Genomic DNA, 26,921 nt, shown 5'->3' on the forward strand with positions numbered 1-26,921 from the left:
GCGCGCCGGCATGGAGCAAAGCAAGCGTGGCAGGCCGCGTTCACCCCCGACAATTGGCGTTTTCGCTTCCGCACGCGGAAAGCCTTAGCCGGGACAATTTCCTGGAAGGCCCGGCCAACGCGGCCGGGCTGGGCCTGATGGACAGTTGGCCGGAATGGCCGAACCGGATCATGTGGCTGGCCGGACCCGAGGGCAGCGGCAAGAGCCACCTTGCCGCGATCTGGGCCGAAGAGGCCGGCGCCCGCTCGACCATGGCCAATGCGCTGACTGCTGCGGCTGTCCCGGGTGCGCTCGCCACCGGAGCGCTGGTGGTCGAGGACCTCAAGGCGAAGGCGTTCGACGAGCGCGCCCTTTTCCACCTGATGAATCTCGCCCGCGAGGACGGTGCCTACGTCCTCTTCACCGGGCGCGAGGTGCCGGCCTCGCTCGCGATCGAGCTGCGCGACCTGCGCTCGCGTCTACGGGCCGTGCCTGTTGTCGCGCTGCTGCCGCCCGACGACCAGCTGTTCCGTGGCCTGATCGTCAAATTCTGCGCCGACCGGCAGCTCACCGTGGATGAGAGCGTCGTCAGCTACCTCGCCACCCGGCTGGAGCGATCGTCGGCGGCCGCCCGCCGGGCCGTGGAGCTGCTCGACAGCGAGGCCCTGCGGCTCGGCCGCCCCGTCACCCGGGCGCTGGCGGCTGAGCTGCTCCGCGACGCCTGACCGGCCTGCGCTGGGCCACCAAGGCCGCTTGACGCGGCGGAGCGGCGGAACATCAATGTCATCGAAACGTCATCGCTCTAACACATGCTCCGGCCGGTTTTGCGCATAAGTCGCAAAGTGAGGCGAACTGGATGGACCGACTTCTGATGGATTCCGCGCAAGCTGTTGAAACAAAAGAAAAAGCCCAGGAACCTGAGGGCCTGCCGGCGATCGCCTCCAGCCCCGAGCGATTCATCAACCGCGAGCTCTCCTGGCTGCATTTCAACCGCCGCGTCCTGGAGGAATCGGTCAATCCCAGCCACCCCCTGCTGGAACGGGTGCGATTCCTGTCGATTTCGGCGAACAACCTCGACGAATTCTTCATGGTCCGCGTCGCCGGCATCAAGGCCCAGGTGCGCGAGGGCATTGCTGAACGCAGCCCCGACGGCCTGACGCCCTCCGAACAGCTCGCTCTGATCAATCGCACCGTCTCCGAGCTTGCCTCCGACCAGCAGGCGATCTGGCGCGATCTGCGCGGCACACTCGCCGAGGTCGGCATCGTGCTGGTCGAAGGCAAGGAGGTCACCAAGGCGGAACGGACCTGGATCGAGGATTATTTCCTCAACAACGTGTTCCCGCTGCTGACGCCACTCGCAATCGATCCGGCCCACCCTTTCCCGTTCATTCCGAGCCTCGGCTTCACCATCGCGCTCCAGCTCACCCGTGCCGCCGACGGCAGGCAGATGAACGCGCTGATCCGCATGCCCGGCAAGATCGACCGCTTCATCCGCCTGCCCGCCGAGGGCAAGGCCGTCCGGCTGATCTCGCTGGAGCAGGCGACCGCCCTGTTCATCAACCGCCTGTTCCCCGGCTACAATCTGCACGGCCAGGGTGCCTTCCGCATCATCCGCGACTCTGAGCTCGAAATCGAGGAAGAGGCGGAAGACCTCGTCCGCTTGTTCGAGACAGCACTGAAGCGGCGGCGCCGCGGGTCGGTGATCCGGCTCGAGATCGACGCCAAGATGCCGGAGGAGCTACGCAGCTTCGTCCAGCATGCCCTGTCGGCCGCCGACGACGAGGTATTCCTGGTCGACGGCGTGCAGGCGATGAACGAGCTCTCGCAACTGACGCGCCTCGACCGTCCAGACCTCGAATTCACGCCTTATGTGCCGCGTCACCCCGAGCGCGTGCGCGAGCATGGCGGCGACATCTTCGCCGCGATCCGGCAGAAGGACCTCGTCGTCCATCACCCCTACGAGTCCTTCGACGTGGTGGTGCAGTTCCTGCAACAGGCCGCGCGCGACCCCGACGTGGTCGCGATCAAGCAGACGCTCTATCGCACTTCCAACAACTCGCCGATCGTGCGCACGCTTGCGGAGGCCGCCGAAGCCGGCAAGTCCGTCACCGCGCTGATCGAGCTGAAGGCGCGCTTCGACGAAGAAGCCAACATCCGCTGGGCGCGCGACCTCGAACGTGCCGGCGTACAGGTCGTCTACGGCTTCCTCGAGCTGAAGACGCACGCCAAGCTCTCGATGGTGGTACGCCGTGAAGGCGGAAACCTCACGACCTACGTGCATACCGGCACCGGCAACTATCACCCGGTCACCGCGCGCATCTACACCGACCTCTCTTACTTCACCTCGGATCCGACCATCGGCCGCGACGCGGCGCGCGTGTTCAACTTCATCACCGGCTATGCCGCGCCGAGCGATCTGGAGAAGATGGCGGTATCGCCATTGACCTTGCGCAAGCGCATCATCGAGCACATCCAGGGCGAGACCGCGCATGCGCGGCACGGCCGTCCCGGCGCGGTCTGGATGAAGATGAATGCGCTGGTCGACCCCGACATTATCGACGCGCTCTACGAGGCCTCGCAGGCCGGCGTTCAGGTCGAGCTCGTGGTACGCGGCATCTGCTGCCTCAGGCCGGGAATTCCCGGCCTGTCGGAGAACATCCGCGTCAAATCGATCATCGGACGCTTCCTGGAACACGGCCGAATCTATTGCTTCGGCATGGGTCAGGGCCTGCCGAGCGCAAAAGCGGCTGTGTATATCTCCTCGGCCGACATGATGCCGCGCAACCTCGACCGCCGCGTCGAGGTGTTGTGTCCGCTCCAAAATCCCACGGTGCATCAGCAGGTTCTCGAACAGATCATGGTCGCGAACCTGAAGGACAACGAGCAGAGCTGGCAATTGTTGCCGGACGGGTCCTCAACGCGTATGAAGGCCGCGAAGGGCGACGAGCCTTTCAACGTCCACAACTACTTCATGACGAATCCGAGTCTGTCTGGCCGTGGAAAGTCGCTCAAGGAATCCTCGCCGCGCCGTCTCACGCGCCGTAATGAACGTCATCCATCCTGATTCCGGATCTGCGACGTGAAGCGGCCGCGCAAGCGCGGCGCGAGCGTCGCGGTCATCGACATCGGCTCCAACTCGGTCCGTCTTGTCGTCTACGAGGCGCTGGCGCGCAGCCTCATTCCGGTCTTCAACGAAAAGACGCTGTGCGGACTCGGCCGTGAGGTGCAGAGCACGGGCTTGCTCGCGCCCGACGCCGTCGACAAGGCGCTCACCTCGCTGAAGCGTTTTCGCGCGCTCTGCCGCGTGATGCAGGTCGGGCGCGTGTTCGCGATCGCGACGGCCGCCTGCCGCGACGCCTCCAACGGCCCTGACTTCATTGCCAAGGCCGAGCGCATCTGCGCCGTGAAGATCGAGATTCTGTCGGGCCCGCGCGAGGCACGGCTGTCGGCGCTCGGCGTGATTTCCGGTATCCATCATCCCGACGGCATCGTCGGCGATCTCGGCGGCGGCTCGCTCGAGCTGATCGACGTGCGCAGGAACAGCGTGCGCAGCGGCGTGACGTTGCCGCTCGGCGGGCTCGCGCTCCAGGACCTCGCGCACAAATCCCTCAAGCGCGCCGACCGCATCGTCCGCGAGGCGATCGACGGGGTGCCGCAGCTCGCCGCGGGCGGCGGCCGTATCTTCTACGCCGTCGGCGGCACCTGGCGCGCGCTCGCGCGCATCCACATCATCCAGAGCGGCTATCCGCTCCAGGTCATGCACGGCTACTCCATTCCCGCGGCTGAAGCGCTGGACTTTTCGCGCCGTCTCCGCCGCCTCGCGGCCGCCGACATGTTGGCCGACATCGAGATCGTCGCCGATGCGCGCCGCCCGCTCCTCACCTATGCCGCCCTAGTTCTCGAGCACATCATCCGCGTGGCGAAGCCGAAAACCATCGTGTTCTCCACCTTCGGCGTGCGCGAGGGCCTGTTGCACGAGAAGCTGTCGGAGATGGAGCGCAACAAGGACGGGCTGATCTGCGCCGCAGAGGAGCTCAACCAATTGCTGTCGCGCTCGGCCAGGCATGCCCGCGAGCTGATCGCCTGGACCGATCGCCTCGCGCGCGTCGTGAAGCTGCGCGAAACCGAAGAGGACCGCCGCCTGCGTCACGCCGCATGCCTGCTCTCCGACATCGGCTGGCGCGTGCACCCCGACCACCGCGGCGAGCAGACGCTGAGCCTTGTCGTCAACGGCAATTTCGGCGCGATCACCCACACCGAGCGCGCCTTCGTCGGCCTGTCCGTGTTCTATCGCTATGCCGGCCTGAGCGAGGAGAACCAGCCGCCGGCCACCATGCAGGGCCTGCTGACGCCTGCACAGCTCGAGCGCGCCCGCCTCCTGGGAGCAGCGTTCCGCGTCGCGCACCTGGTCTCGGCGGCGCGCCCTGGCGTTCTGCCGGCCACGCATTTCCGCAGCCAGGGCCGTAAGCTGATGCTGGTGTTCGAGCATCGCCTCGGCGATCTCGTCGCCGACCGCGTCGGCAGCCGCTTCCGCCAGCTCGCGCGCCTGATTGGCCGCGCCGGTTCGATCGTGAGGCGGTGACCCCTCAGCCGGGCCGCGATTTCCCGGGCCGTCTCTTGAGCCACATCATCGCGCCGCTGACGAAGAGGACGAGCGGCGCGAACCCGGCTGCGAACACCAGCAGGCGCCCTGCAAATCCGAACGTCGCGCCGTTGTGCAGCCAGAGCTGCTCGGCCAGATAGCGCTCCCCCATCGACATGGTACCCGGCGTGCGGTCGTGCACCACCGCACCGCTCCACGGATCGAGCCAGATCGCCCCACGCGACCGTACGGCAGGATCAGCCCCATCAGGACGGAACTGCACCCGCCACGTGTTGCGCGTTTCGGTCGGCGGATTGAGCATGGCGATGGTCGCACGGGGCTTGGCCTCCTGCGCGCGTCGCATGATCGCATCAGGCGAGAGCAGCGGCGTCCCTGCCGGAGGCGGCATTTCGACCTTTGGCAAGCGATCAGGCGTCGGCTGCGACACAAGGCCGACGATGGGACGCACGACGTCGGGAAAAACGATGCCGATGCCGGTGATCGAGATCAGCAAGAGCAGGCACAGCGCCCAAAAGCCGGCCGCACTGTGAAGGTCCAGAACAAATCGAAGCAGCGAGACGTTCTTGCGCACCGAGACCGATCGCCAGAATCGTCCCGGCTTCGGCCACCACAGGAAGAGGCCTGAGACCGCCAAACCGAGCAGCACGAATCCGGCGACGCCGACCAGCTCCTTGCCCCAGAACTCATAGAGCAACAGCGTGAAGTGGAGACGATAAACCTTGAGCGCGAATGCGTTGACGTAGTCACGCCGCCCGAGCACCTTCCCGTTCGAAGGATCGACCATGGTGGTCCACCGGTTCGGGTAGCTGCCTGGCGCGGTCTCGTGCGAATGAATCACGATCCAGACCGGCCAAGTCCGGTCCGGCGCCAGGATGGTGGCAATCGGCGCGGGATCCGCTGTCGCTGCGGCGCGCATCACCTCCGATAATGTCACGCTTTGCTCCGGACCGGCGGGAGCATAGAGCGACGGATTCAGGGCGACATCGATCTCACGGTAGAAGACGATGAAGCTTCCGGTCAGACCGATCAGCACCACGACGATGCCGCCGATCAATCCGAACCAACGGTGCGCCCACAGCAGCGCGCGCCGTGCGCGTCCGGGCATCATCCTGGATCGGACAGCCGCCGAGCCGTCTCGGCCTGGCGCCCTGATTGTTTGGTCCATTCAGAGCACCTGTCGTCAGCGCCTGATCCAGCCCCGCAGCCGGCCCGACGAGGCCATGGCTCAGAAATCGGTCGACATCGACAAGAGCAGGGTTCGCGGCGAGCCTTGCGCCAACGCGGAGAAGCTTGCGACGCCAGCCCAGTAATTGGTGTCGAACACGTTCTGGACCAGTGCGCGAACCGTGACGGGCCGGTTGTTGATGCGCGTGTTGTAGCGCGCGCCAAGATCGAGCCTCGTCCAGGCCGGGACAACCTGCGTGTTTGCCCCATTCAAGTACTGGTGCCCGGTATAGATGGTGTTTGCAACCAGTGTCAGTCCGGGTGCGAACGGGGTGTCCCATTCGGCGGACAGATTGGCCTGCACCTCGGGCACGCCGATCGGGGTCTTGCCCAAATTGGCCAGTGTGCTCGTCTTCGTCAGCTCCGCGTCGATCAACGTCACGCCGCCAATAACGCGAATGCCCGGCTGCACTTCTCCGAACACGGTGAATTCCAGGCCGCGATTGCGCTGCTCCTGATCAGCCCGGAAGACGTTGCCGGCGCCCAGCTGCCCGGACGGCTTGGTGATTTCGAACAGGCTGATCGTGGTCGCGAGCGCGCCGAAATCGACCTTGATGCCTGCCTCCTTCTGCTTGCTCAAATACGGCGCAAGGACCTCGCCTTGATTGGCTGCCGTCGTCGGTGCGGTATCGCCTTTGCTGAGCCCTTCGATGTAGTTGGCGTAGAGCGAAACGTTGCTCAAGGGCTTGACGACCACGCCGACCATCGGCGTGAACGCCGTTTGGTCGTAGGCCGACATCACGGCGCCCGTGGTGGTGTTGTAATTGTTCGACCTGACGCCCTGCTGCCTGACGCCGACCGTCAGCTGAAGCCGCTCCTGGAGAACCGACATGGTGTCGGCCAGCGCAATGCCCCTCAGCTCGGTGTCCGACAGCCTTGGCACGGTCGCGGGAGCCGGAACGAGCTGCTGCGGACGAGCAATCGGCGCATAAATGTTGGATAGCACGGGCGTGCCGTTCACCGAGCCCCGCGAGATCTCGTCCATGTAGTAGCTGCCCTGGAAGCTCACGGCATGACTGATGGCGCCGGTCTCGATCCGGGCCCGGACGCCGGCGTCGGCCACGTTCCTTTCGATGTCGAATTTGAAGCGTCCAGGGGTGGAAGTGGTGTTGCCCGCCGCATTCAGGATCGTCGGCGTGCCGAAGAGACGGTCGACCTGGGTCCTGCCACCACCTGCGTCTGCAAATACCGTTACGGAGTCAGTCACATCGTATTCGGCGCGGGCCAGCAGCGAGTTGTCGTGAACCTTGGCAAATTCCCAGGATTGCGTGACGTTGCGCCGTCCGACCGGCGCTGTCGGGACGGCGACGCCGGTTGCGACCAGGAACGGCCTCGAGGGCGCGTCGAACTTTTCCTCCTGCTCGATGAAATCGAGCGAGGCTCTGAACTTCTCGCCGCGGTAATCGAACGCCGCGGAGCCGACATGCGCCTCGCGGGTCTGGTTGTCGAGCGGCGTATCGCCGTTGTGATAGCTGCCATTGACGCGAATGCCGAATTCGCGGTTCTCGCCGAACCGGCGACTTACATCGAGGTGGGTGCCGAGCTGGGTGTTGGTCGCGTAACTGGTCGTGACCCGCGTGAGATCGACGTCCCCTGCTCGCTTCGGAACGATGTTGATGGTGCCGCCGACACTGCTGTTCGGCGCCATGCCGTAGAGCAGCGCGGTCGGGCCTTTGAGAATCTCGATGCGTTCGACGTAGTCGGTGAACACACGATAGTTCGGCGCGACGCCATAGACGCCGTTGAAGGCGATTTCTCCGACATTGCCCTCCCCGATCGGAAAGCCGCGGATGAAGAAAGAATCGAAAATGCCGCCAGGCTGGCTCCCTAAGCGGACCGAGGGATCGTTGGTGACGACGTCGGCGACCGTGACGGCCTGTTGATCTTCGATTTTCTTCGCCGTGTAGCTCGTGATGTTGAACGGCGTATCCATGAAATCCTTGTTGCCGAGCAGGCCAACCTGGCCTCCGCGTGCCACCTGCCCGCCTGCGTAGGTCGGCGGCAGTGCACCGGGCCTCGCGGCCGTCGGGGTCGCTTCCGCCTGCAACTTGGCCCGCTCGTTCGCGGGCGCGCTGCGGCCGGCCCTTCGGACTGGATTGGCTCGCGGACGCGCGCGCGGCTTCGGCGCGTCTGCGGTGACGGTCACCGCCGGCAACGTGCCTGCCCCCGCCTGGGGCGCAGCGCTCTGCGCGCTGGTGCCGTGCAAGACGCCGTCGCTGCACAAGGCAATGGAAACCACGGAGACCGCGAAGGCTCTCGGGCTGACGCACGACAGAAGCGTCTTGATGCGAGGGGCAAGAACGGCAACAGGACGGCAAAACAATTTCGACGACATCGCACCAGCTTCCGAATTCATGAACATGAACGTCGGAGCGACGTGCCGTGGGCACGTCCGTCGAGTCAACGAAAGCACCCTTGAATCTCAGCAGTTTATAATAAGACAAGGTCTAAATCGCGCGGTGGTTGCGAGAACAGACCGATCGCACAATCCCCACGCGCGCTGCGTGACAAAGCGCGGCGGTGCCTCTGCCCTCGGGCGCAATGCGCGCCGGTTGTACGAACGCGATGATCGGAACTTCGGCTCGTGGACTGAGCCCATAACGGATGATCGCTCGCCTCCCGCTGCCAATGCGGGAGCATACGATTGACGTGCCGCCTCTCATCGCTGGAGAGAGGCAAGGGATCAAGGGCTCGAAGCTACTCGGCCGAGGCCTTGGCGTGCCGCTGGGACGATTCGAGCGCCGCCGCGGTCAGGCTGCGCCTGCGCCAGATGCTGCCGACGATCAGCACGACGAGGATGCCGAGGACCGCGCAGAAATATTCGCCGCCTGCGCTGCCATGGGCAAATTGCGGCGGGATGCGGAAGGCTCCGAGCACGCCGTCCAGCGCAGCGCCGAGCGGGCCGTCGAACAGCGTATGCAGCTTCGGCGCGACGGCAGGATCGGTCGCGATCACCTCGCCCGAGATCCAGCCGAGCAGCGCCGCACCAGCCCAGACCAGCACCGGCAGCTTCGTGAGCAGTGCCATGATCAGCGCGGCACCGGCGACGATCAGCGGAACGCTGACGGCAAGGCCGAGGACCAGCAGCGGCACGCTGCCATTGGCGGCGGCGGCCACCGCGATGACATTGTCGAGACTCATGACGATGTCGGCGACCACGACGATCTGGATGGCCTGCCACAGATGCGAGGCGGCATCGACGTCGTCCTCGTCCTCGTTTTCCGGCACCAGGAGCTTTGCCGCAATCACGATCAGCGCGAGGCCGCCGATCAGCTTGAGATAGGGCAGCTCCATCAGGGTTGCGACGATGCCGGTGAAGATGATCCGCAGCATCACGGCTGCGCCGGCACCGAAGATCATGCCCCAGAGCCGGTGCCGCGGCGACAGACCGCGGCAGGCAAGCGCGATCACCAGCGCGTTGTCGCCGGAGAGCAGGATGTTGATCCAGATGATCTTGCCGACCGCGAGCCAGAACGTCGGCGCTGCCATCTCGTTGCGAAACTGGGTGAAGAATGCCCCGATCGTAGCGGGATCGAAGATCTGCCAGAGCCAGTCCACGAGTAAGTCCTTTCGCCCGTCGTTCTAACCTGTCGGCTGGTTGATCAGCCGACGATCTCGTTGCCCGAGAAGAACTGAGCGATCTCGATCGCGGCCGTCTCCGGCGCATCCGAGCCGTGCACCGAATTCTCGCCGATCGACTTGGCGTAGAGCTTGCGGACGGTGCCCTCGGCGGCCTTGGCCGGATCGGTCGCGCCCATCACCTCACGATATTTGGCAATGGCGCCCTCGCCTTCCAGCACCTGCACCACGACCGGGCCGGAGATCATGAAGTCGACGAGTTCGCCGAAGAACGGGCGCGCCTTGTGGACGGCATAGAAGGTCTCTGCCTGGTCCTTGGTCATGCGGATGCGCTTCTGCGCGACGATGCGCAGGCCCGCCTTCTCGATCACGGCGTTGACCGCGCCGGTCAGGTTACGCTCGGTCGCGTCGGGCTTGATGATCGAAAAGGTGCGTTCGATGGCCATAAGTCTTGTCCCTGGGAAGAATGCGGTGGTTCGGAGTTTGCGGGGCTTATATCGGCGCCTTTGCCGGACGGCAAGCGGCGGCACTGGCGCTTCGGCGCAGAGGAGCTTGGGTGGATTACAACAATTTCACCCAGATGAACCCAATCTGCAGCACCCGTCAGGGCTCCGTTCAGCTTCGCCGGCGTAAGGTCGGCCCCATCGACGCGACAGGCCCGCGCCGGCCGTTTTTGAGGAGATCACCATGTTGAGGAAACTTTCGCTTGCCGCCGTTGCCGCGCTGGCGCTTGGTGCCGCGCTGGCGCCGACCTCCGCCTCGGCTCACTGGCATGGCGGCTGGCACGGCGGAGGCTGGCATGGCGGCGGCTGGCACCGCGGCTGGGGTGGTGGACCACGCTTCTATGCCGGCGGCCCCGTCTCCTACGGCTATGGCGGCTGCTATGTGCGCCGGCTGGTCCCGACCCCCTGGGGACCCCGCTGGCGAATGATCAACCGTTGCTACTGAGCCCGACAGCACCTTCCTGCAAAGAAGGGTACCCTACGCCCCCCAAGGTATCCCTTCGCAGGACAGGCCCCGGCGTTTCCCCGCCGGGGCTTTTTTATTTGGACGGACTTGGGAGGGTTCATACAATTTTGACGAGAATGCCGGCATTCCCCGCCGGACGGCGAAACCATTTTCGGGCCAGAGACTTGGTACCGTGTCCATACTTTGAGAACACGGAACCCCGCGATGGCTGGCCTTTCTGCCAATGACAGCGAACAGATCGACCGGCGCACCAGCCGCTCGATTTGTGACGCCGTGGGCGAACGGCTTCAGCAGAGCCTGCGGCCCGAGCCCCGGCTCCCAACGCATCTCGAGCAGCTGCTCAACGAATTGCGGCGCCGCGAGCGCGACGCGTACTGACCTGCTGCACGGACCTATCACTGAAAAACGGGTTGCGTTCGACGCGCCTTGCGGTGACAAGGCCGCATGCTTGCCATCGCAGACCTCTCCGTCCGGCTTGCCGGACGCCTTCTGATTGACCAGAGTTCCGTGCAGATCACGCCCGGGTCGCGCGTCGGCCTGGTCGGGCGCAACGGCACCGGCAAGTCGACCCTGTTCAAGGTGATCCGCGGCGAGCTTGCGGCCGAGCACGGCACGGTGACCCTGCCGCCGCGCTGGCGCATTGGCAGTCTCGCGCAGGAAGCCCCGAACGGCCCCGAAAGCCTGATCTCCGTCGTGCTCAAGGCCGACCTCGAACGCGACGCGCTGCTCACTGAAGCCGAGCGCGCAACCGATCCACACCGCATCGCGGAGATCCAGACCCGCCTCGTCGACATCGACGCGCATTCGGCGCCGAGCCGTGCCGCCGCGATCCTCTCCGGCCTCGGCTTCTCCGCCGCCGATCAGCTCCGCCCCTGCGCCGAATTCTCCGGCGGCTGGCGCATGCGCGTCGCGCTGGCCGCGACACTGTTCGCTGCCCCCGACTTGCTGCTGCTCGACGAGCCCACCAACTATCTCGACCTCGAAGGCACGCTCTGGCTGGAGGACCACCTTGCGCATTACCCACGCACGGTGATCGTGATCAGCCACGACCGCGACCTGCTGGACAGCTCGGTCGACCAGATCCTGCATCTGGAGCGCGGCAAGCTCACGCTCTACAAGGGCACCTACTCCTCCTTCGAGGAGCAGCGCGCCGCGCGCGAGCTGCTCGATGCCAAGCAGGTCAAGCGCCAGGAGGCCGAACGCGCGCGGCTGCAGGCCTTCGTCGACCGCTTCAAGGCCAAGGCGTCGAAAGCAAGGCAAGCGCAATCTCGCGTGAAAATGCTGGAGCGGCTGAAGCCGATCACGGCACTGGTCACCGAGGACGTGCGCGAGATCAGCTTTCCCGCGCCGGAGAAGATCCTGTCGCCGCCGATCATCGCGGCGGACAACGTGTCGGTCGGCTACGACCCGGCCAGCCCCGTGCTCAATCGCGTCACCCTGCGCATCGACAATGACGACCGCATCGCGCTGTTAGGTGCCAACGGCAACGGCAAGTCGACGCTGGTCAAACTGCTGGCCGGACGGCTCGCGCCGTTCTCTGGAAGAGTCACGCGCGCGGACAAGCTGTCGATCGCCTATTTTGCCCAGCACCAGCTCGATGAGCTGAATGAGGACGCCTCCGCCTACGACCACGTGCGCAAGCTGATGGGCGATGCGCCCGAGGCCAAGGTGCGTGCGCGGGCCGGCGCGATCGGCTTCTCCGGCAAGGCCGCCGACACCAAGGCCGGCAAGCTCTCCGGCGGCGAGAAGGCGCGGCTGCTGCTGGGCCTTGCCACCTTCTTCGGCCCCAACATGATCATCCTGGACGAGCCGACCAACCATCTCGACATCGACAGCCGCGCTGCGCTCGCGGAAGCCATCAACGAATTCCCGGGCGCGGTGATCATGGTCTCGCACGACCGCTATCTGATCGAGGCCTGTGCCGAGCGGCTCTGGATCGTCGCCGACCGCACCGTCACCAATTACGACGGCGATCTCGACGAATACCGCCGCCTGGTGCTGTCCGCGCGCAACGCCGAAGCCCCGCGCGAACGCAGCGCCCCGAGCGAGAAGCCGCAGCGAGCGAAGTCCGACAATCGCGGCTCGCTGAAGAAGCGTATCGCGGAAGCAGAGGCCGAGATCGCACGCGTCAGCGAGATCATCAGCAAGATCGACACGGCGCTCGCTTTGCCCGACATCTTCACGCGCGATCCCAAGCAGGCCGCGCAATTGTCGAAGGCGCGCGCCAACGCCGCCGACGCGCTGGCGCGCGCCGAGGAGCAATGGCTCGAGGCGAGCACGCAGTTCGACGAAGCGGCCGGGTAACGCCAAGTCAGCGGGGCCGGGTCATCCAAGCGTGCAAAACAACCCCATGCACAGTACAGGTAGTACAATACCGTATACTAAACCACTGGAAACGCTGTGCTTTCCTAGCTTGGTGGCCGCACCCCAATAGTGGCGATATTGCGGCCGACCGCTCAGTCCGCGTACTGCCCGGCAGCCTTGATGATCGGCGCCCAGCGATCGATCTCGCTCGTCAGGACCGCGCCGAGCGCCTCGGGCGTCGCCTTGTCCTGCGGGACCGGCTCGGTGTTGATGTCGTTGAAGCGGGCGATCAGCGTCGGATCCTTCAGCGCCATCTGCAGCGCCGCCGTCAGCTTCTGAACGACCGCGGGCGGCGTGCCCTTGGGCGCATAGATGCCGTGCCAGACGCCGAGTTCAAATCCCTTGAGGCCAGCCTCGTCCGCCGTCGGCAGATCTGGCAGGCTCTTCAGCCGCTCCTTGGTAGTGATGGCATAGGCCTTGACCTGCTTGGCGCTGATCGGCCCGGTGGTGTTGGTCGCCTGGTCGCAGGTGAGATCGATCTGCTTGCCGAGTAGATCGTTCATGATGGGGCCGTTGCCTTTGTAGGGCACCGTGGTGAGCTGCTTCTGAATCGCCGTCATGAACAGCATGCCGCACAGATGCGAGGCGGCGCCGAGCCCGGCGTTGGCATAGGTCAGCTTGTCGCCCTGCTGCTGGGCGTAGGCGACCAGCTCCTTGAGCGTGTTGGGCGGGAAATCGGGGCGCGCGATGATCGTCATCGGCGCGTTGGTCACGAGCCCGATCGGCGCGAACGCCGTCTTGGTGTCATAGCTGAGGTTGCGGTACAGCGTCGCCGCAGTCGAGATGCCGACATGATGGATCAGCAGCGTGTAGCCGTCCGGCTGGGCGCGCGCGGCGCGGGTCGTGCCGATGGTGCCGCCGGCGCCGGTCGCGTTCTCGACGATGACCTGCTGTCCCAGGGCTTTCCCCATACCCGCCGCCGTCAGCCGCGCGATGGTGTCGGTCGGCCCGCCCGCGGCGAACGGCACCAGCATGGTGATCGGCCTTGTCGGATAGTCCTGGGCGACGGCCGCACCGAGCGGCAGCAGCAGAGCCGATACCAGGGCAGTGAAGAACCGCATAGTCTCCTCCGGATTGTTGTTGGCGCCATCAAAGCGCATTCCGGGGCGCGCGGCCACCACGAAAGCGACGTCGCCTAGAGCGTCGCGATCACATCATCGTCGCGAAGCCGTCGCTCGGTTGCCGGCAAGCAGCCGGGTCTGTTCGCTGCCGCGATGAACTCGTGCCGCCCATTGATCTCCGTCGCACGGTCTCCGGCCTCAAGGCGTCCTGGCAACATGCCGCAAGAAGCGGCGGTCAACTCTCTCCCGCGCGCCGCGCGCTAAGTCTTTTCCTCTGTCTCGCTTTCCAGCTTCGCACGTAGGGCGGCGGCGATGCGATGAACGTCTGGCAAGACGATGCCGCCTTCATGAAGCGGCAACCAGGCTTCATCTCCACCCAGCTTCACCGCGCGGTTGGCGATGGCCCGACATATCTGAACTATGCCGTTTGGGAATCGACCGCCGACTTCCGGGCTGCGTTCACGCACCCCGAGTTCAGATCGAAGATCTCGGCCTATCCCTCATCCGCCGTCGCCTCCCCGCATCTGTTCGAGAAGATTGCGGTGTCCGGCATCTGTGTCGCGTAGTCGCATCGAAGCGGCAGGACCCGATGACCAAGATCATCCACCCAGTAGCAGGAGCGGTCGCACTGACGATTATTGCGACCTTCTGGCTTTCCACGGCTCTCACCGAACTGTTTGCTTCGCACCAGAGCATCGCCATGGTGAAGACGGCCATACCGTGGGGCTTCCTGTTGCTGGTTCCGGCGGTGGCGGTGACGGGAGGTTCGGGTTCTTCCTGGCAAAGGAGCGGCGCGCCGGCCTGATCGGTGCGAAGATCAAACGTATGCCGTTCATCGCCGGCAACGGCATCCTGGTTCTGATTCCCGCCGCGTTGTTTCTTGCCTCCAAGGCGAAGGCCGCGGAGCTCGACACCACGTTCTACGCCGTGCAGGCTCTCGAATTGTTCGCCGGAGCAACGAACATCGTTCTTCTCGGCCTGAACATGCGCGACGGCTTCAAGTTGAAGGGCCGCTTCGGCGCTCGCCGGGCTGCTCGCTTCAACACCAAGCCGATCATCTGAGCGCGCCGCGAACCCGGCTTTCCGTCGGCACCGCCCCGCTCACGACCTGAGTCGAGGACTCCTCCGTTTCACTGGAGCCGAGGCGATCCCCGCTTAGGCGTGCTTCTTCTTCGACTTGGTCGCCTTCGGCACCGGCTGCGGGTCCGGATTGCCTTCGATCGAGGACAGACGGCCTGCGGTGAAGGTGTAGATGCCGGCGCGCGGGCCGGTCGTCCAGGTCACCACGGCGACGCGCCGACCGGCGGCATCGTTGGAGAGGTTGACGGTCGAGGGCGCACCGATGCCGCGGACCACGTCGCATTCGGTGTGGCCGAGCGCGACTGTGCCGCCCGCCGGCGCGGATGGCGTCGTCGATGCATTGGCGTCGGCCGGTCCGGGAGGCGGCGCCATGCCGGGACAGCCGCCGTCGGCGCTGACGAGGTCTTCGGCACCCACCGGCTTGTCAGGCGTGAGCGGCGGCGATTCGATCGAGATGTTCTTGATGAAGAGACGGCCGGGCTTCTGGAACCATTCGGCATCCTTCGACAGCAGATCGCTGGCGCCGCCCGAGCAGCCCGCGACCAGCGGTGCTACGGCAACGAGCGCAATCATGAGCGAGCCGGGAAGCTTTTGATGTCGCACGATAAACTAATTCCCCGCGTGAAGGACCAGCCCTAAACGATTGTCCCAACATCCCTTTGCGGCACGAAGGTGGCCAAGGCCAGCATCGTTCGAAAAGTGCAAATTATCATTAATTGCGAACGGCCGCTAATTCCGCTTCTGCCACCGGCCCCGCTCGTCGGCCTGCCAATAGGTGACATCAAATCCCCGCGCCTTGCAATCCGTCCAGGCGCTGCGGGCGAGCGCCAGCGCGTCGGGATCGTCGCCGTCGAACAGCAGCACCATGCGCTCATAGGCCTGCGCATCTTGCGGCAGCGCGGCGCTGTCGACCAGGAAGCGGACATTGGCGCCATTCGGATTGCCCTCCTCGATCGCGAGCACGATCGGCTGGTCGGCAGCATCGTTCACGCGCCATGTCGCATGCGGCAGGAAGGAATCGTCGCGATAGGTCCATAAGTGCGCATCCAGCGCATCGGCGCGCTCCTCCGAGGTCGACTGCACCACGACGCGCCAGCCGCGCTCGAGCGATTTCTCGAGAAGCGGCGGCAATACGTTCTCCACCGTCATGTTTTGCAGATGATAGAACAGCACTTCAGTCATTGCAGTTCATCTGGCAGTTCATTCGGCAGTTCATTTGCGCTCGTAGTGGTCGGCGACCAGACGATCCAGCAGACGGACGCCATAGCCGCTTCCCCAGCTCTGGTTGATGTCGGTCTTCGGCGCGCCCATGGCGGTGCCGGCGATGTCGAGATGGGCCCAAGGCACGCCGTCGACGAAGCGCTGGAGGAACTGCGCGGCGGTGACCGAGCCGCCGTGACGGCCGCCGGTGTTCTTCATGTCGGCGAATTGGGAATCGATCAGCTTGTCGTATTCGGGGCCGAGCGGCATACGCCAGACCTTTTCCCCGCTCTCGATGCCGGCCGCGAGCAGCCGGTCGGCGAGTTCGTCATTGTTGGAGAACATGCCGGCATGCTCAGTGCCGAGCGCGACCACGATGGCGCCGGTCAGCGTCGCCAGATCCACCATGAATTTCGGTTTCATCTTCTTGGCGACGTACCAGAGCACGTCGGCGAGGACGAGGCGGCCTTCCGCGTCGGTGTTGATGATCTCGATGGTCTGGCCCGACATCGAGGTGACGATGTCGCCCGGCCGCTGCGCATTGCCGTCGGGCATGTTCTCGACGAGGCCGATGGCGCCGACCACGTTGGCCCTGGCCTTGCGCGCGGCGAGCGCATGCATCAGGCCGACGACGCAGGCCGCGCCCCCCATGTCACCCTTCATGTCCTCCATGCTGCCGGCGGGCTTGATCGAGATGCCGCCGGTGTCGAAGCAGACGCCCTTGCCGACGAAGGCGACCGGCGCCTCCCCCTTCTTGCCGCCGTCCCAGCGCATGATCACGGTGCGGCTCGGCCGCGCCGAGCCCTGGCCGACGCCGAGCAGCGCGCCCATGCCAAGCTTCTGCATCGCCTTGACATCGAGCACCTCGACCTTGACGCCGAGCTTGCGGAGCTGGCTGGCTCTGCGGGCGAATTCCTCGGGGAAAAGCACGTTCGGCGGCTCGTTGACGAGGTCGCGCGCGATGACCACGCCGTCGACGACGTGGGCGGCGGCGGCGAACGCCTTCTTCGCAGCGGCGACATCGCCGACCGCCAGCGAGATGTCGGCCCGCGAAGCACCCTCCTCGCCGTCCTTCTTCCTGGTCTTGTAGCGGTCGAACTTGTAGGCGCGTAAGCGAAGGCCCGAGGCGATCGCGACCGCCTGCTCGCTGGACATGGCACCATCGGGCAATTCGGCCATGATGGTCATGGCGGCTGTCCCGGCCGGAAGCTTGCTCGCCGCCACGCCGCCGAATTTGAGGAAATCGTTCGCCTTCAGATTGGCCGCCTTGCCCGCGCCGATCACCAGCAGCCGGGTGGCCTTCACCCCCTCGGGCGCCAGGATGTCCAGCGCGGCGCCAGTCTTGCCCTTGAAGGCCGCGGCGGAGGCCGCCCGTTTCACAAGGTCGGCACCGCCGCCGAACGCCTTGGCCGTCGCCGGCCCCAGCTTCAGGCCATCGTCGCAGAACACGACCAGGATGCCACGGGGGGCGGCAGACAATGGGACAATGCCGACCTTGATGGCATCGGACATGGGTAACTCCTCCAAAACATGGGGTTTTTTGCCGCTCTGCGGTCCCGGCCACGGGCCCGAGCTGAACGGCGATTCACTGAGGCACCCTACTATGGGCCAGCCGCCCCGCCGATGCCAAGCACCCCCGTGGCTGAGGGGCCACAACGAGCGAAATATTAACCATATGTTGAGGGTGCCACGGCGCAGCCATTTTGTTGACGGATCAAAGGGATGGTAGTGAGAGAGTAAGCCGGCAGAACAAGATGGGCTGGCCGTCCCTTGGGGATCCCATAGCGGGATTGGGGCGGGCAGCCGGTTTCGGGCCGGCGTTGGGGTCTTGGTGGGGATTCGTGCGGTAGCGCATGGGGTCGATCGATAGGTATATCTTCCGCACGACGCTGGCGTCGTTTGCGCTGGTCCTGGTCAGCCTCACTGGCGTGATCTGGATTACGCAGGCGTTGCGCGGCATCGACCTGATGACGAGCCAGGGTCAGACCATCCTCACCTTCCTCGGCATCACCAGCCTCGTCATTCCCGCCCTCATCCTGATCATCTCGCCGATCGCGTTGATGATCGCGATCTCGCACACGCTGAACAAGCTGGCGACCGATTCCGAGATCATCGTGATGAATGCGGCGGGCTTCTCGCCGTTCCGGCTGTTCTATCCGTTCTTCTATGCCACCTGCGTGGTGGCACTGCTGGTCGCCTTCATCGCGGCCTATCTCGCCCCCGACGGCATGCGGCGGATCAAGCAGTGGGACGCCGAGATCACTGCCGACGTGCTCACCAACATCCTGCAACCGGGCCGCTTCGCCCAGCTCGACAAGAACCTGACGATCCGAATCCGCGAACGCCTGCCCGGCGGCATCCTCGCCGGCATCTTCATCGACGACCGCCGCGATCCGAACGAGCGCATCTCCATCGTCGCCGAGCACGGTGAGGTCGTGAAGAACGGGACCGGATCGTTCCTGGTGCTGGAAAGGGGTAATCTCCAGCGCTTCGAGGCCGGCAAGCGCGATCCCGCGCTGGTGGCGTTCGGCCGCTACGGCTTCGACATGTCGAAATTCTCGGGCCAGGGCCGCGACGTCACACTCGGCATCCGCGAGCGCTATCTATGGGAGCTGCTCTCCCCCTCCGAGGACGATCCCGTCTACAAGCAGATTCCCGGCCAGTTCCGCTCGGCCCTGCACGATGGCATCCTGGCGCCGATCTATCCATTCGCCTTCGCCGTGCTGACCTTCGCGTTCCTGGGGGCACCCCGCACCACCCGCCAGAGCCGCAACTTCTCGATCGCCTCCTCGATCATCGCGGTGTTCGGCCTGCGCATGGCCGGCTTCGCCTGCTCGGTGATGGCCGTGAAGTCGCCGGGCGCCGTGCTGGTGCAATATGCGATGGTCTTCGGCGCCATCGGCCTCGGGCTCGCGATGATCGTCGGCGGCCTCGTGGTCGAGCCGCCGCCCCGCCTGATGGAGGCCATCAACAGATCGAACGCGCGGATCGCGCGGCTGTTCGGACGGCCGGCCACCGCATGAGCATGCTCACCAACACACTCGGGCGCTATTTCGCCGGCCGCTTCGTGGTCGCCGCGCTCGGCGTGTTCGGCGGCATCTTCCTGCTGCTCGTGCTGGTCGACTACATCGAGATGGTGCGCAAGACCTCGGGCCTTGCCTCGGCATCGGCACTCATGGTGGCCGAGACCTCGCTGTTCCGGGTGCCGCAGCTCTTGGAGAAGCTGACGCCGTTCTGCATGCTAATCGGCGCCATGACCTGCTATCTCGCCCTTTCCCGCCGGCTCGAGCTCGTGGTTGCGCGCGCCGCCGGCATCTCGGCCTGGCAGTTCATCTCTCCGGCGCTCGGCAGCGCGCTGCTGATCGGGGTGATCGCCACGGTCGCCTACAACCCGATGTCGGCCAATTTGCGCGAGCTGTCCAAGCGCATGGAGGCGGAGCTGTTCGGCTCGGCGCCCGGCGGCGGGATCCAGGATGCCTCCGGCTTCTGGCTCAACCAGGTCACCAGCGACGGCCAGACCATCATCAATGCGGCGCGCAGCGAGAAGCAGGGCGTCCGGCTCACCGGTCTCACGCTGTTCCGGTTTGACACAGAGCAGCATTTCAAGGAGCGGATCGAGGCGCGCGAGGCAACGCTGGAGGCGGGCCATTGGCTGTTCAAGGGCGTTCGCCGCTTCTCGTTGGACTCGCCGCCGGTCGACCAGGCGACCCTCGAGATTCCGACGACGCTGACCGAGGCGCAGGTCCGCAACAGCTTTTCCACACCGGAGACTGTGTCTTTTTGGCAACTACCGAGCTACATCCGCTCCTCCGAAAGCTCGGGCTTCGCGACAGCAGGCTACCGACTCCAGTATCAGAAGCTTCTGGCGCAGCCGTTTTTGCTGGCAGCCATGGTGATGTTGGCGGCTTCCGTATCGCTGCGCTTCTTCCGGATGGGCGGCGTGCAGAAGATGGTTTTGAGTGGCGTGGGCGCAGGCTTTCTGCTCTACGTTCTGTCGAAAGTAACTGAGGACTTGAGCAAGGCTGAGTTGATGCATCCGATCGCTGCGGCGTGGTTGCCCGTTGTGGTGGGCGGCCTCACCGGCTTTTTGGCCTTGCTCTATCAGGAGGACGGATAGTGAGTGCCGTCCACCGAGGGCTCGTGTCTCGTTCGACGCGGCGCACATCGGTGCGCCCGAACGGGTGCGGCTTGTCCGTCCGCAGGCTGCTGCTCGCCGTCGTCACCGCCGCCTCGCTCGGCGGGTTGATCGACGTCGCCGCCGTGGCGCCGGCCTCCGCCCAGACCTTCACCTACAATCCGCTGCCTCCGCGCCCGAAGCCGGCGCCTGCGCCCCACGACAACCAGATGCTGGTGCAGGCGACCGAGGTCGACTACGACTACAACAACTCGCGCGTCTCGGCAGTCGGCAACGTCCAGCTGTTCTACAACGGCACCAGCGTCGAGGCCGACCGGGTCATCTACGACCAGAAGACCAAGCGACTTCATGCCGAAGGCAACATCCGCATGACGGATGCCGACGGCAAGATCACCTATGCCGAGATCATGGATCTCTCCGACGATTACCGCGATGGTTTCGTCGATTCGCTGCGCGTGGACACTGCCGATCAGACCCGCATGGCCGCCAGCCGCGCCGACCGCTCCAGCGGCAATTACACGGTGTTCGAGAACGGCGTCTACACGGCCTGCGCGCCGTGTAAGGACGATCCGAAGAAGCCGCCGCTGTGGCAGGTCAAGGGTGCGCGCATCATCCACGACCAGCAGGAGAAGATGCTGTATTTCGAGACGGCACAGCTCGAATTCTTCGGCGTGCCGCTCGCCTACATGCCCTATTTCTCGACGCCCGACCCGACCGTGAAGCGCAAGTCGGGCTTCCTGATGCCCGGCTACTTCCCGGGCACGACGAACACCGGCCTCGGCGCCGAAGTTCCCTATTATTGGGCGATCGCGCCCGACATGGACGCGACCTTCACCCCCCGCTTCATGTCGCGGCAGGGCGTAATGCTGCAGGGTGAATTCCGTCAGCGCCTGATCGACGGCGCCTACCAGATCCGCGCTTACGGCATCAACCAGCTCGATCCCGGAGCGTTTGCCGGGCAGCCCGGCGACCGCGACTTCCGCGGCGCCATCGACACCAAGGGTCAGTTCGCGCTGAACGACAAATGGGTCTGGGGCTGGGACGGCGTCCTGATGTCCGACTATTATTTCTTCTCGGACTACCGCCTCTACCAGTACCGCGATCCGCTCGGCTCGTTCCTGCTGCTGCCGACGGAGGCGCTGTCGCAGCTCTATCTGACCGGCGTCGGCAATCGCAGCTTCTTCGATGCGCGCACGATGTACTGGCTGAGCTATTCGGGCAACCAGAGCCAGGTGCCGATCGTTCATCCGGTGATCGACTACTCGAACGTGCTGAACTATCCCGTCTTCGGCGGCGAGTTCAGCTACAAGACCAATTTCATCAACCTGTCGCGTGACGAGGCGGTGTTCGATCCGATCACGACGATCGCCAACACCAACAGCCTGTGCGCGACCGCGTCGGCCGATCCGTTGGCCCGGACGCCCTCGCAGTGCCTGCTGCGCGGCTTCCCCGGCACCTACACCCGCTTCACCGCGGAAGCACAGTGGCGCAAGTCCTTCACCGATCCGTTCGGCCAGATCTGGACGCCGTTCGCCAGCCTGCGCGGCGACGCGATCAATTCCTCGATCTCCAACCAGCCGGGCGTGTCGAACTACCTGCCCGTCGGCGACACCCAGGCGTTCCGCCTGATGCCGACCGTGGGCCTGGAATACCGCTACCCCTTCATCAACATTCAGCCCTGGGGCTCGACCACGGTCGAACCGATCGCGCAGATCATCATCCGGCCGAACGAGACCTATGCCGGCAAGCTGCCGGACGAGGACGCCCAGAGCATGGTGTTCGACGCCTCGAACCTGTTCAGCGTCGACAAGTTCTCCGGCTACGACCGCGTCGAGGGTGGCGGCCGCGCCAATGTCGGCGTGCAATCCACCACGCAGTTCGACAAGGGCGGCGCCGTCAAGGTGCTGTTCGGCCAGTCCTACCAGCTGTTCGGCATGAACTCCTTCGCGGTCCGGGACAGCATCAACACCGGCATCGATTCCGGCCTCGACAAGCCGCGCTCAGATTACGTCGCGAGCGCCAGCTATTCGCCCAACCGCACCTACACGTTCAGCGTCCGCTCCCGCATGGACGAGCAGACCTGGAACGTGCAGCGCTTCGAGGCGGAAGGCCGCGCCAATTTCGATCGCTGGTCGGTCGCCGTGCTGTACGGCAATTACGCGCCGCAGCCGGAACTCGGCTATCTCACCCGCCGCGAGGGCATCCTGACCTCGGGCTCGATCAAGGTCGCCGCCAATTGGGTGGTGCAGGGTTCGGCGCGCTGGGATCTCGAGGCCAACAAGATCAACCAGTATGTGGTCGGCGCCGGCTATGTCGACGATTGCTTCGTGCTGGCGGCCAACTATGTAACTTCGTATAGCTATTCCGCGGGCACCGCCCCGCCCGTGCTGAGCCATGCGTTCATGTTCCAGATCGGCCTGCGCACGCTGGCGACCTCGTCGACGAGCAGCAGTTCCGGCCTCCAGTGAGCTGTTTGAATTGCCGGCCGCGTTCGCCCCGATCGCAGACTCAACGCGGCTGACATGCGAGCGACAACCATGACGATCCCATTGCCTGTGTTCCGCCTCCTGCTCGTCCTCGGTGTGGGACTGATCATGACCGGCCTGCCCTCGCCGTCGCGCGCACAGAACATCGTGCTCATGGTCAACGGCGAACCGATCACCGATTTCGACATCGAGCAGCGCTCCAAGCTCGATCAGCTGACGACCCAGAAGGTTCCGACGCGGGAGCAGGTGATCAATGAACTGATCGACGACAAGGTGAAGATGAGGGAGGGCAAGAAGTACGGAGTCGACCCCGGCGTCTCCGACATCAACCAATCCTACGAAGGCATGGCGCAGCGCATGCGCATCACGCCGGATCAGCTCACCAAGTCGCTCGAATCCAAGGGCGTGCGCCCCGAGACGCTGAAGGCCCGCATGAAGTCCGAGATGGTCTGGACCAGCCTCGTGCGCGGCCGCTACAAGGAGAAGCTGATGGTCGGCGAGCGCGACGTCGCGCAGGCCGTCCAGGCCCAGACCGGCGAGAAACTCCAGATCGAGGGCACCGAATACAAGATGCAGCCGATCGTGCTGATCGTGCCCCGCGGCTCGTCTCCGGCATTCCTGGAAACGCGCAAGAAGGAAGCCGAGACCTACCGCTCGCGCGTCGCAAGCTGCGCGGAAGCCAACTCGCTGTTCCGCTCGACCCCGAACGCCACCATCCGCGACACCGTGACCAAGACCACGGCGGAACTGCCCGAGCCGCTGCGCAAGGTGCTCGACGACACGCCGATCGGCCGTCTGACCGCGCCCGAGATGACCAAGAACGGCATCGAGATGGTGGTGCTGTGCTCGCGCAAGCCGACCATGATCGACACGCCGAAGAAGCGTGAGGTCCGCGAGAAGATGTATCAGGAGAAGTACGAGAAGACCCAGAAGGCCTATCTCGACGAGCTCCGCAAGGCGGCGATGATCGAATATCGCAACCGCTGATGGCCGAGCCTTCCTCAAAGCGCCCAGCAAGGCCCCTCGCCCTGACCCTGGGAGAGCCCGCGGGCATCGGCCCCGACATCACCATCGCGGCCTGGCTCAGGCGCCGCGAGCTGGATCTACCCGCCTTCTATCTGCTCGGCGACGAGGCGCTGATCGCCCGGCGCGCCAAGGCGATCGGCGCCGACATCAGCATCGCCGCAGTCGATGCCGGCGAGGTCGGGGCTGCCTTTGCCGACGCCCTTCCCGTGGTTGCCACCGCCGAGCGCGCCACCGCCGAGCCCGGCAAGCCCGACGCATCGAGCGCGCCGGCCGCGCTCGCCTCGATTCGCCAGGCGGTCACCGACGTCCGCGAAGGACGCGCCGCCGCCGTCGTCACCAATCCGATCGCCAAGAGCGTGCTCTATCGCGCGGGCTTCCGCCATCCCGGCCACACCGAATACCTCGCCGAGCTCGCAGCCGTGGACGGCCGCGTGCCGCAGCCCGTGATGATGCTGTGGTCGCCGCGACTCGCCGTGGTGCCCGTGACCATCCATGTCTCGCTGCGCGAGGCGCTAGCCCAGCTCACGAGCGAGCTGATCGTCTCGACCGTCCGCATCGTCGCGACCGAGCTCCGATCCCGCTTCGGCATCACGAAGCCGCGCATTGCGGTCTCCGGCCTCAATCCGCACGCCGGCGAGGACGGCTCGCTCGGCCATGAGGAGCAGACCATCATCGCGCCGGCGCTGAAGCTGCTGCGCAACGACGGCATCGAGGCCCGGGGCCCGCTGCCCGCCGACACCATGTTCCACGAAGCCGCGCGCAACACCTATGACTGCGCGGTCTGCATGTATCACGACCAGGCGCTGATCCCGATCAAGACGGTGGCCTTCGACGATGCCGTCAACGTCACGCTCGGCCTGCCCTTCATCCGCACCTCGCCCGATCACGGCACCGCCTTCGACATCGCCGGCACCGGCAAAGCCAATCCGACCAGCCTGATCGCGGCGCTTCGCCTGGCGAGCCGCATGGCGGCGGCGACGCTCTGATGAGCGCGATCGACGACCTCCCGCCGCTGCGCGAGGTCATCCGCCAGCATGCGCTGTCGGCCCGAAAATCGCTGGGGCAGAACTTCCTGCTCGACCTCAATCTGACCGCGCGCATCGCACGTGCGGCGGCGCCGCTCGAAGACTGCACCATCGTCGAGATCGGCCCCGGCCCGGGCGGGCTGACGCGCGCCTTGCTCGCGCTCGGCGCGCGGCGCGTCATCGCTATCGAGCATGACGAGCGCGCGATACCAGCGCTGCAGGATATTTCCGCGCGCTACCCTGATAGACTCGAGATCGTGCATGGCGATGCCATGACCTTCGACCCGCGTCCGCTGCTCGATGGCGAACGCGCAAAAATCGTCGCCAACCTGCCCTACAACATTGCGACCCAGCTCCTGATCAACTGGCTCACGATCGAGCCCTGGCCGCCCTGGTATGAGATGATGGTGCTGATGTTCCAGCGCGAGGTCGGTGAGCGCATCGTCGCCCGCGAGGACGAGGAGGCCTATGGCCGTCTCGGCGTGCTCGCCAATTGGCGCTGTGAGACCAAGATCCTGTTCGACATCGCGCCGTCCGCCTTCGTGCCGCCGCCGAAGGTCACTTCCTCCGTCGTGCGCCTCACACCGCGTGCAGAACCTTTGCCCTGCGATCGCAGACTGCTCGAACAGGTCGCCGCCGCGGCCTTCGGCCAGCGCCGCAAGATGCTGCGGCAAAGCCTGAAATCGCTCGGCGCCGATCCCGCGCGGCTCGCGCAAGCGGCCGGCGTCGATGCGACGCGGCGCGCCGAGACCATTCCGATTTCCGGCTTTGTTGCCATGGCCTGCGAATTGGCGGATATACGAAAGCAGGCTGAATAACAGGAATTTCGGAGGAAGGAATATGGCGCTGATGCGCAGGCAATCCCTGGTCAAGTTCGACGCGCCCTTGTGCGAAACCATCGTCGACACGCCCAAGCCGCAAGGCCGCGAAGTTCTGGTGCGCATCGAGCGCTGCGGCCTCTGCCACTCCGATCTGCACATCCAGGACGGCTATGCCGATCTCGGCGGCGGCAAGAAGCTCGACACCACGCGCGGCATGACACTGCCCTTCACGCTCGGCCACGAGATCGCCGGCGTCGTCGACGAAGTCGGTCCCGATGTCGAAGCCGGTCTCGTCGGCACGAAGAAAGCCGTGTTTCCGTGGATCGGCTGCGGCCAGTGCCGCGACTGCCAGAACGGCGACGAGAACCTCTGCGTCAAGCAGCGCTTCCTCGGCGTCTCCATCGACGGCGGCTTCGCCAGCCACGTGCTGGTGCCCGACGCCAAATATCTGCTCGACTATGATCCCCTGCCCGTCAACCAGGCCGCGACCCTGATGTGCTCGGGCGTGACCGCTTACGGCGCGCTCAAGCGCCTCGTCGACCGTCCGCGTCAGCGCAATTTGCTGCTGATCGGCCTCGGCGGCGTCGGCATGATGGGCCTGTCGTTCGCGCAGGCGATGTTCAAGCAGCCGATCACGGTCGCCGACCTCTCGCCGGCCGCGCGCGACACCGCGCTGAAGAACGGCGCGGCTGTCGCCTACGATCCGGCCGAGCAAGACGTGATCAAGCGCATCCTCAAGGAGACCGACGGCGGCTTCGACGAGATCGTCGATTTCGCCGGCAACGAGAAGTCGATGGCCTTCGCCGTCGCGGTCGCCGCGCGCGGCGGCAAGATCGTGGTCTCCGGCCTGATGGGCGGCCAGTTCACGCTGCCGATGGTGCAATGGGTCTACAAGCGCATGACCATCGAGGGCTTCATGGTCGGCACGCTCACTGAGGCCCACGAGCTGATGGCGCTGGCCCGCGCCGGCAAGATCAAGCCGACGCCGATGCGCGAGGAGCCGATGGGCGACGTCCAGAAATGGATCGACGAACTGCGTGCCGGCAAGGTCGTCGGCCGCATCGTGCTGAAGAACTGACAGCCCTGCGGCGAGCCCGACGCAAGTCTCGCCCGCCGCAGGGAACGCCTTCGGCCGGCCTGCGTTGGCTGCGCATGTCGATCCGATGCACAGTCGAAAGCGCATTCTTCATTGCCTGGAGCTGTCTGGAGAAGAGCGGCGAGCTCGGTTCTCCGGACGAGAGCGCCAACGTCATTCTCGACGCCATCGAAGCGCAGCTTCGGACCGGCGAACGCCGGCAGCTGATGCTCGCCAACAGGGCGATCGACATCTACCGCGCGCATGCGGCCAAGAGCGACAACGCCGGGGAAC

General features: G+C 65.3%; 24 protein-coding genes and 1 pseudogene. 17 read left to right on the forward strand and 8 right to left on the reverse strand.

The genetic code is table 11. From position 1 onward, the window contains the following. Nucleotides 1-26 precede the first annotated feature (26 nt). The 3 genes from SE91_RS16885 (at nt 27) to ppx (ending at nt 4,561) form a co-directional block, all read left to right on the forward strand. Entirely contained in the window at nt 27-704 is a 678-nt protein-coding gene (locus tag SE91_RS16885) for a P-loop NTPase family protein (protein ID WP_061851165.1), read from the forward strand. Between the two features lie 146 nt (nt 705-850). Next, nucleotides 851-3,043 carry an RNA degradosome polyphosphate kinase gene (locus SE91_RS16890; protein WP_061851166.1) on the forward strand — a complete coding sequence of 731 codons (2,193 nt, stop codon included), beginning with the start codon at nt 851-853 and terminating at the stop codon, nt 3,041-3,043. A 15-nt stretch (nt 3,044-3,058) separates the two neighbouring features. Further along, nucleotides 3,059-4,561, forward strand: a complete 1,503-nt coding sequence (gene ppx / locus SE91_RS16895; RefSeq protein WP_061848391.1) for an exopolyphosphatase — start codon at nt 3,059-3,061, stop codon at nt 4,559-4,561. 4 nt (nt 4,562-4,565) lie between these two features. Here the strand turns inward: ppx and SE91_RS16900 are convergent, their stop codons facing one another. From SE91_RS16900 to ndk, 4 genes are all read right to left on the reverse strand, one after another. Continuing rightward, nucleotides 4,566-5,690: a PepSY-associated TM helix domain-containing protein gene (locus SE91_RS16900; protein ID WP_082813741.1), complete on the reverse strand. Its 1,125-nt coding sequence runs from the start codon at nt 5,688-5,690 to the stop codon at nt 4,566-4,568. A 117-nt stretch (nt 5,691-5,807) separates the two neighbouring features. Further along, on the reverse strand, nt 5,808-7,739 hold the full coding sequence (locus SE91_RS16905) for a TonB-dependent receptor (protein WP_502687175.1): 1,932 nt from the start codon (nt 7,737-7,739) through the stop codon (nt 5,808-5,810). 764 nt (nt 7,740-8,503) lie between these two features. Continuing rightward, on the reverse strand, nt 8,504-9,364 hold the full coding sequence (locus SE91_RS16910; RefSeq protein ID WP_061848392.1) for a TerC family protein: 861 nt from the start codon (nt 9,362-9,364) through the stop codon (nt 8,504-8,506). A 44-nt stretch (nt 9,365-9,408) separates the two neighbouring features. Continuing rightward, entirely contained in the window at nt 9,409-9,831 is a 423-nt protein-coding gene (ndk, locus tag SE91_RS16915; protein ID WP_008551705.1) for a nucleoside-diphosphate kinase, read from the reverse strand. A gap of 241 nt (nt 9,832-10,072) precedes the next feature. Here ndk and SE91_RS16920 point away from each other — a divergent pair, with 241 nt between their 5' ends. From SE91_RS16920 to SE91_RS16925, 3 genes are all read left to right on the forward strand, one after another. After that, entirely contained in the window at nt 10,073-10,333 is a 261-nt protein-coding gene (locus SE91_RS16920; protein ID WP_008551707.1) for a hypothetical protein, read from the forward strand. A gap of 225 nt (nt 10,334-10,558) precedes the next feature. Further along, a complete protein-coding gene (locus SE91_RS37120; protein ID WP_008551709.1) occupies nt 10,559-10,732 on the forward strand; it encodes a hypothetical protein in 174 nt (57 codons plus the stop codon). A 66-nt stretch (nt 10,733-10,798) separates the two neighbouring features. After that, on the forward strand, nt 10,799-12,658 hold the full coding sequence (locus SE91_RS16925; protein ID WP_061848393.1) for an ABC-F family ATP-binding cassette domain-containing protein: 1,860 nt from the start codon (nt 10,799-10,801) through the stop codon (nt 12,656-12,658). A 152-nt stretch (nt 12,659-12,810) separates the two neighbouring features. Here SE91_RS16925 and SE91_RS16930 read toward each other — a convergent pair whose 3' ends face one another. Continuing rightward, nucleotides 12,811-13,779 (reverse strand): tripartite tricarboxylate transporter substrate-binding protein, encoded by a 969-nt coding sequence (locus SE91_RS16930; RefSeq protein ID WP_061851169.1) that lies wholly within the window; start codon nt 13,777-13,779, stop codon nt 12,811-12,813. Between the two features lie 317 nt (nt 13,780-14,096). Between SE91_RS16930 and SE91_RS16935 the strand changes: the two are divergent. The 3 genes and pseudogenes from SE91_RS16935 to SE91_RS38265 all read left to right on the forward strand — a co-directional run. Continuing rightward, nucleotides 14,097-14,345, forward strand: a pseudogene (locus tag SE91_RS16935) (antibiotic biosynthesis monooxygenase family protein); the annotation flags it as partial. 23 nt (nt 14,346-14,368) lie between these two features. Next, complete coding sequence (locus tag SE91_RS38260) at nt 14,369-14,584, forward strand: hypothetical protein (protein WP_502687142.1); 216 nt, start codon at nt 14,369-14,371, stop codon at nt 14,582-14,584. A 20-nt stretch (nt 14,585-14,604) separates the two neighbouring features. Next, nucleotides 14,605-14,841, forward strand: coding sequence for a hypothetical protein (locus tag SE91_RS38265; protein WP_502687143.1), 237 nt, complete (start codon nt 14,605-14,607; stop codon nt 14,839-14,841). Between the two features lie 93 nt (nt 14,842-14,934). On the opposite strand, the gene SE91_RS16945 is transcribed toward SE91_RS38265, so the two are convergent. From SE91_RS16945 to SE91_RS16955, 3 genes are all read right to left on the reverse strand, one after another. Next, entirely contained in the window at nt 14,935-15,432 is a 498-nt protein-coding gene (locus SE91_RS16945) for a hypothetical protein (protein ID WP_082813743.1), read from the reverse strand. A 156-nt stretch (nt 15,433-15,588) separates the two neighbouring features. Beyond that, complete coding sequence (locus SE91_RS16950; protein ID WP_008551734.1) at nt 15,589-16,041, reverse strand: DNA polymerase III subunit chi; 453 nt, start codon at nt 16,039-16,041, stop codon at nt 15,589-15,591. Between the two features lie 30 nt (nt 16,042-16,071). Further along, nucleotides 16,072-17,571 carry a leucyl aminopeptidase gene (locus SE91_RS16955; protein ID WP_061848394.1) on the reverse strand — a complete coding sequence of 500 codons (1,500 nt, stop codon included), beginning with the start codon at nt 17,569-17,571 and terminating at the stop codon, nt 16,072-16,074. A gap of 341 nt (nt 17,572-17,912) precedes the next feature. On the opposite strand from SE91_RS16955, the gene lptF reads away from it, so the two are divergent. The 8 genes from lptF to SE91_RS16995 all read left to right on the forward strand — a co-directional run. After that, on the forward strand, nt 17,913-19,082 hold the full coding sequence (lptF, locus tag SE91_RS16960) for an LPS export ABC transporter permease LptF (protein ID WP_060735862.1): 1,170 nt from the start codon (nt 17,913-17,915) through the stop codon (nt 19,080-19,082). Further along, a complete protein-coding gene (gene lptG / locus SE91_RS16965; protein ID WP_061848395.1) occupies nt 19,079-20,176 on the forward strand; it encodes an LPS export ABC transporter permease LptG in 1,098 nt (365 codons plus the stop codon). Before lptF ends, lptG begins: the two co-directional genes overlap by 4 nt. Then, entirely contained in the window at nt 20,176-22,662 is a 2,487-nt protein-coding gene (locus SE91_RS16970; protein WP_061848396.1) for an LPS-assembly protein LptD, read from the forward strand. Before lptG ends, SE91_RS16970 begins: the two co-directional genes overlap by 1 nt. A gap of 69 nt (nt 22,663-22,731) precedes the next feature. Continuing rightward, nucleotides 22,732-23,667, forward strand: coding sequence for a SurA N-terminal domain-containing protein (locus SE91_RS16975; protein ID WP_060735859.1), 936 nt, complete (start codon nt 22,732-22,734; stop codon nt 23,665-23,667). Beyond that, nucleotides 23,667-24,692: a 4-hydroxythreonine-4-phosphate dehydrogenase PdxA gene (gene pdxA, locus SE91_RS16980; RefSeq protein ID WP_061848397.1), complete on the forward strand. Its 1,026-nt coding sequence runs from the start codon at nt 23,667-23,669 to the stop codon at nt 24,690-24,692. Before SE91_RS16975 ends, pdxA begins: the two co-directional genes overlap by 1 nt. Beyond that, nucleotides 24,692-25,549 carry a 16S rRNA (adenine(1518)-N(6)/adenine(1519)-N(6))-dimethyltransferase RsmA gene (rsmA, locus tag SE91_RS16985; RefSeq protein WP_008551745.1) on the forward strand — a complete coding sequence of 286 codons (858 nt, stop codon included), beginning with the start codon at nt 24,692-24,694 and terminating at the stop codon, nt 25,547-25,549. Before pdxA ends, rsmA begins: the two co-directional genes overlap by 1 nt. A gap of 22 nt (nt 25,550-25,571) precedes the next feature. Continuing rightward, nucleotides 25,572-26,630, forward strand: coding sequence for an alcohol dehydrogenase (locus tag SE91_RS16990; RefSeq protein WP_061848398.1), 1,059 nt, complete (start codon nt 25,572-25,574; stop codon nt 26,628-26,630). Nucleotides 26,631-26,704: 74 nt separating this feature from the next. Next, the coding region (locus SE91_RS16995; RefSeq protein ID WP_061848399.1) for a hypothetical protein at nt 26,705-26,921 on the forward strand (217 nt) is incomplete at its 3' end.

It is taken from the genome of Bradyrhizobium sp. DOA1 (assembly GCF_001593325.1).
GTDB lineage: Bacteria > Pseudomonadota > Alphaproteobacteria > Rhizobiales > Xanthobacteraceae > Bradyrhizobium.

Coding starts and splice junctions, on each gene's coding strand:
- SE91_RS16890 (WP_061851166.1), top strand. CDS start 851: ATGGATTCCGCGCAAGCTGTTGAAACAAAAGAAAAAGCCCAGGAACCT.
- SE91_RS16900 (WP_082813741.1), bottom strand. CDS start 5,690: ATGATGCCCGGACGCGCACGGCGCGCGCTGCTGTGGGCGCACCGTTGG.
- SE91_RS16905 (WP_502687175.1), bottom strand. CDS start 7,739: ATGGATACGCCGTTCAACATCACGAGCTACACGGCGAAGAAAATCGAA.
- ndk (WP_008551705.1), bottom strand. CDS start 9,831: ATGGCCATCGAACGCACCTTTTCGATCATCAAGCCCGACGCGACCGAG.
- SE91_RS16920 (WP_008551707.1), top strand. CDS start 10,073: ATGTTGAGGAAACTTTCGCTTGCCGCCGTTGCCGCGCTGGCGCTTGGT.
- SE91_RS37120 (WP_008551709.1), top strand. CDS start 10,559: ATGGCTGGCCTTTCTGCCAATGACAGCGAACAGATCGACCGGCGCACC.
- SE91_RS16925 (WP_061848393.1), top strand. CDS start 10,799: ATGCTTGCCATCGCAGACCTCTCCGTCCGGCTTGCCGGACGCCTTCTG.
- SE91_RS16930 (WP_061851169.1), bottom strand. CDS start 13,779: ATGCGGTTCTTCACTGCCCTGGTATCGGCTCTGCTGCTGCCGCTCGGT.
- SE91_RS38260 (WP_502687142.1), top strand. CDS start 14,369: ATGACCAAGATCATCCACCCAGTAGCAGGAGCGGTCGCACTGACGATT.
- SE91_RS38265 (WP_502687143.1), top strand. CDS start 14,605: ATGCCGTTCATCGCCGGCAACGGCATCCTGGTTCTGATTCCCGCCGCG.
- SE91_RS16945 (WP_082813743.1), bottom strand. CDS start 15,432: ATGATTGCGCTCGTTGCCGTAGCACCGCTGGTCGCGGGCTGCTCGGGC.
- SE91_RS16950 (WP_008551734.1), bottom strand. CDS start 16,041: ATGACTGAAGTGCTGTTCTATCATCTGCAAAACATGACGGTGGAGAAC.
- SE91_RS16955 (WP_061848394.1), bottom strand. CDS start 17,571: ATGTCCGATGCCATCAAGGTCGGCATTGTCCCATTGTCTGCCGCCCCC.
- lptF (WP_060735862.1), top strand. CDS start 17,913: ATGGGGTCGATCGATAGGTATATCTTCCGCACGACGCTGGCGTCGTTT.
- lptG (WP_061848395.1), top strand. CDS start 19,079: ATGAGCATGCTCACCAACACACTCGGGCGCTATTTCGCCGGCCGCTTC.
- SE91_RS16975 (WP_060735859.1), top strand. CDS start 22,732: ATGACGATCCCATTGCCTGTGTTCCGCCTCCTGCTCGTCCTCGGTGTG.
- pdxA (WP_061848397.1), top strand. CDS start 23,667: ATGGCCGAGCCTTCCTCAAAGCGCCCAGCAAGGCCCCTCGCCCTGACC.
- rsmA (WP_008551745.1), top strand. CDS start 24,692: ATGAGCGCGATCGACGACCTCCCGCCGCTGCGCGAGGTCATCCGCCAG.
- SE91_RS16990 (WP_061848398.1), top strand. CDS start 25,572: ATGGCGCTGATGCGCAGGCAATCCCTGGTCAAGTTCGACGCGCCCTTG.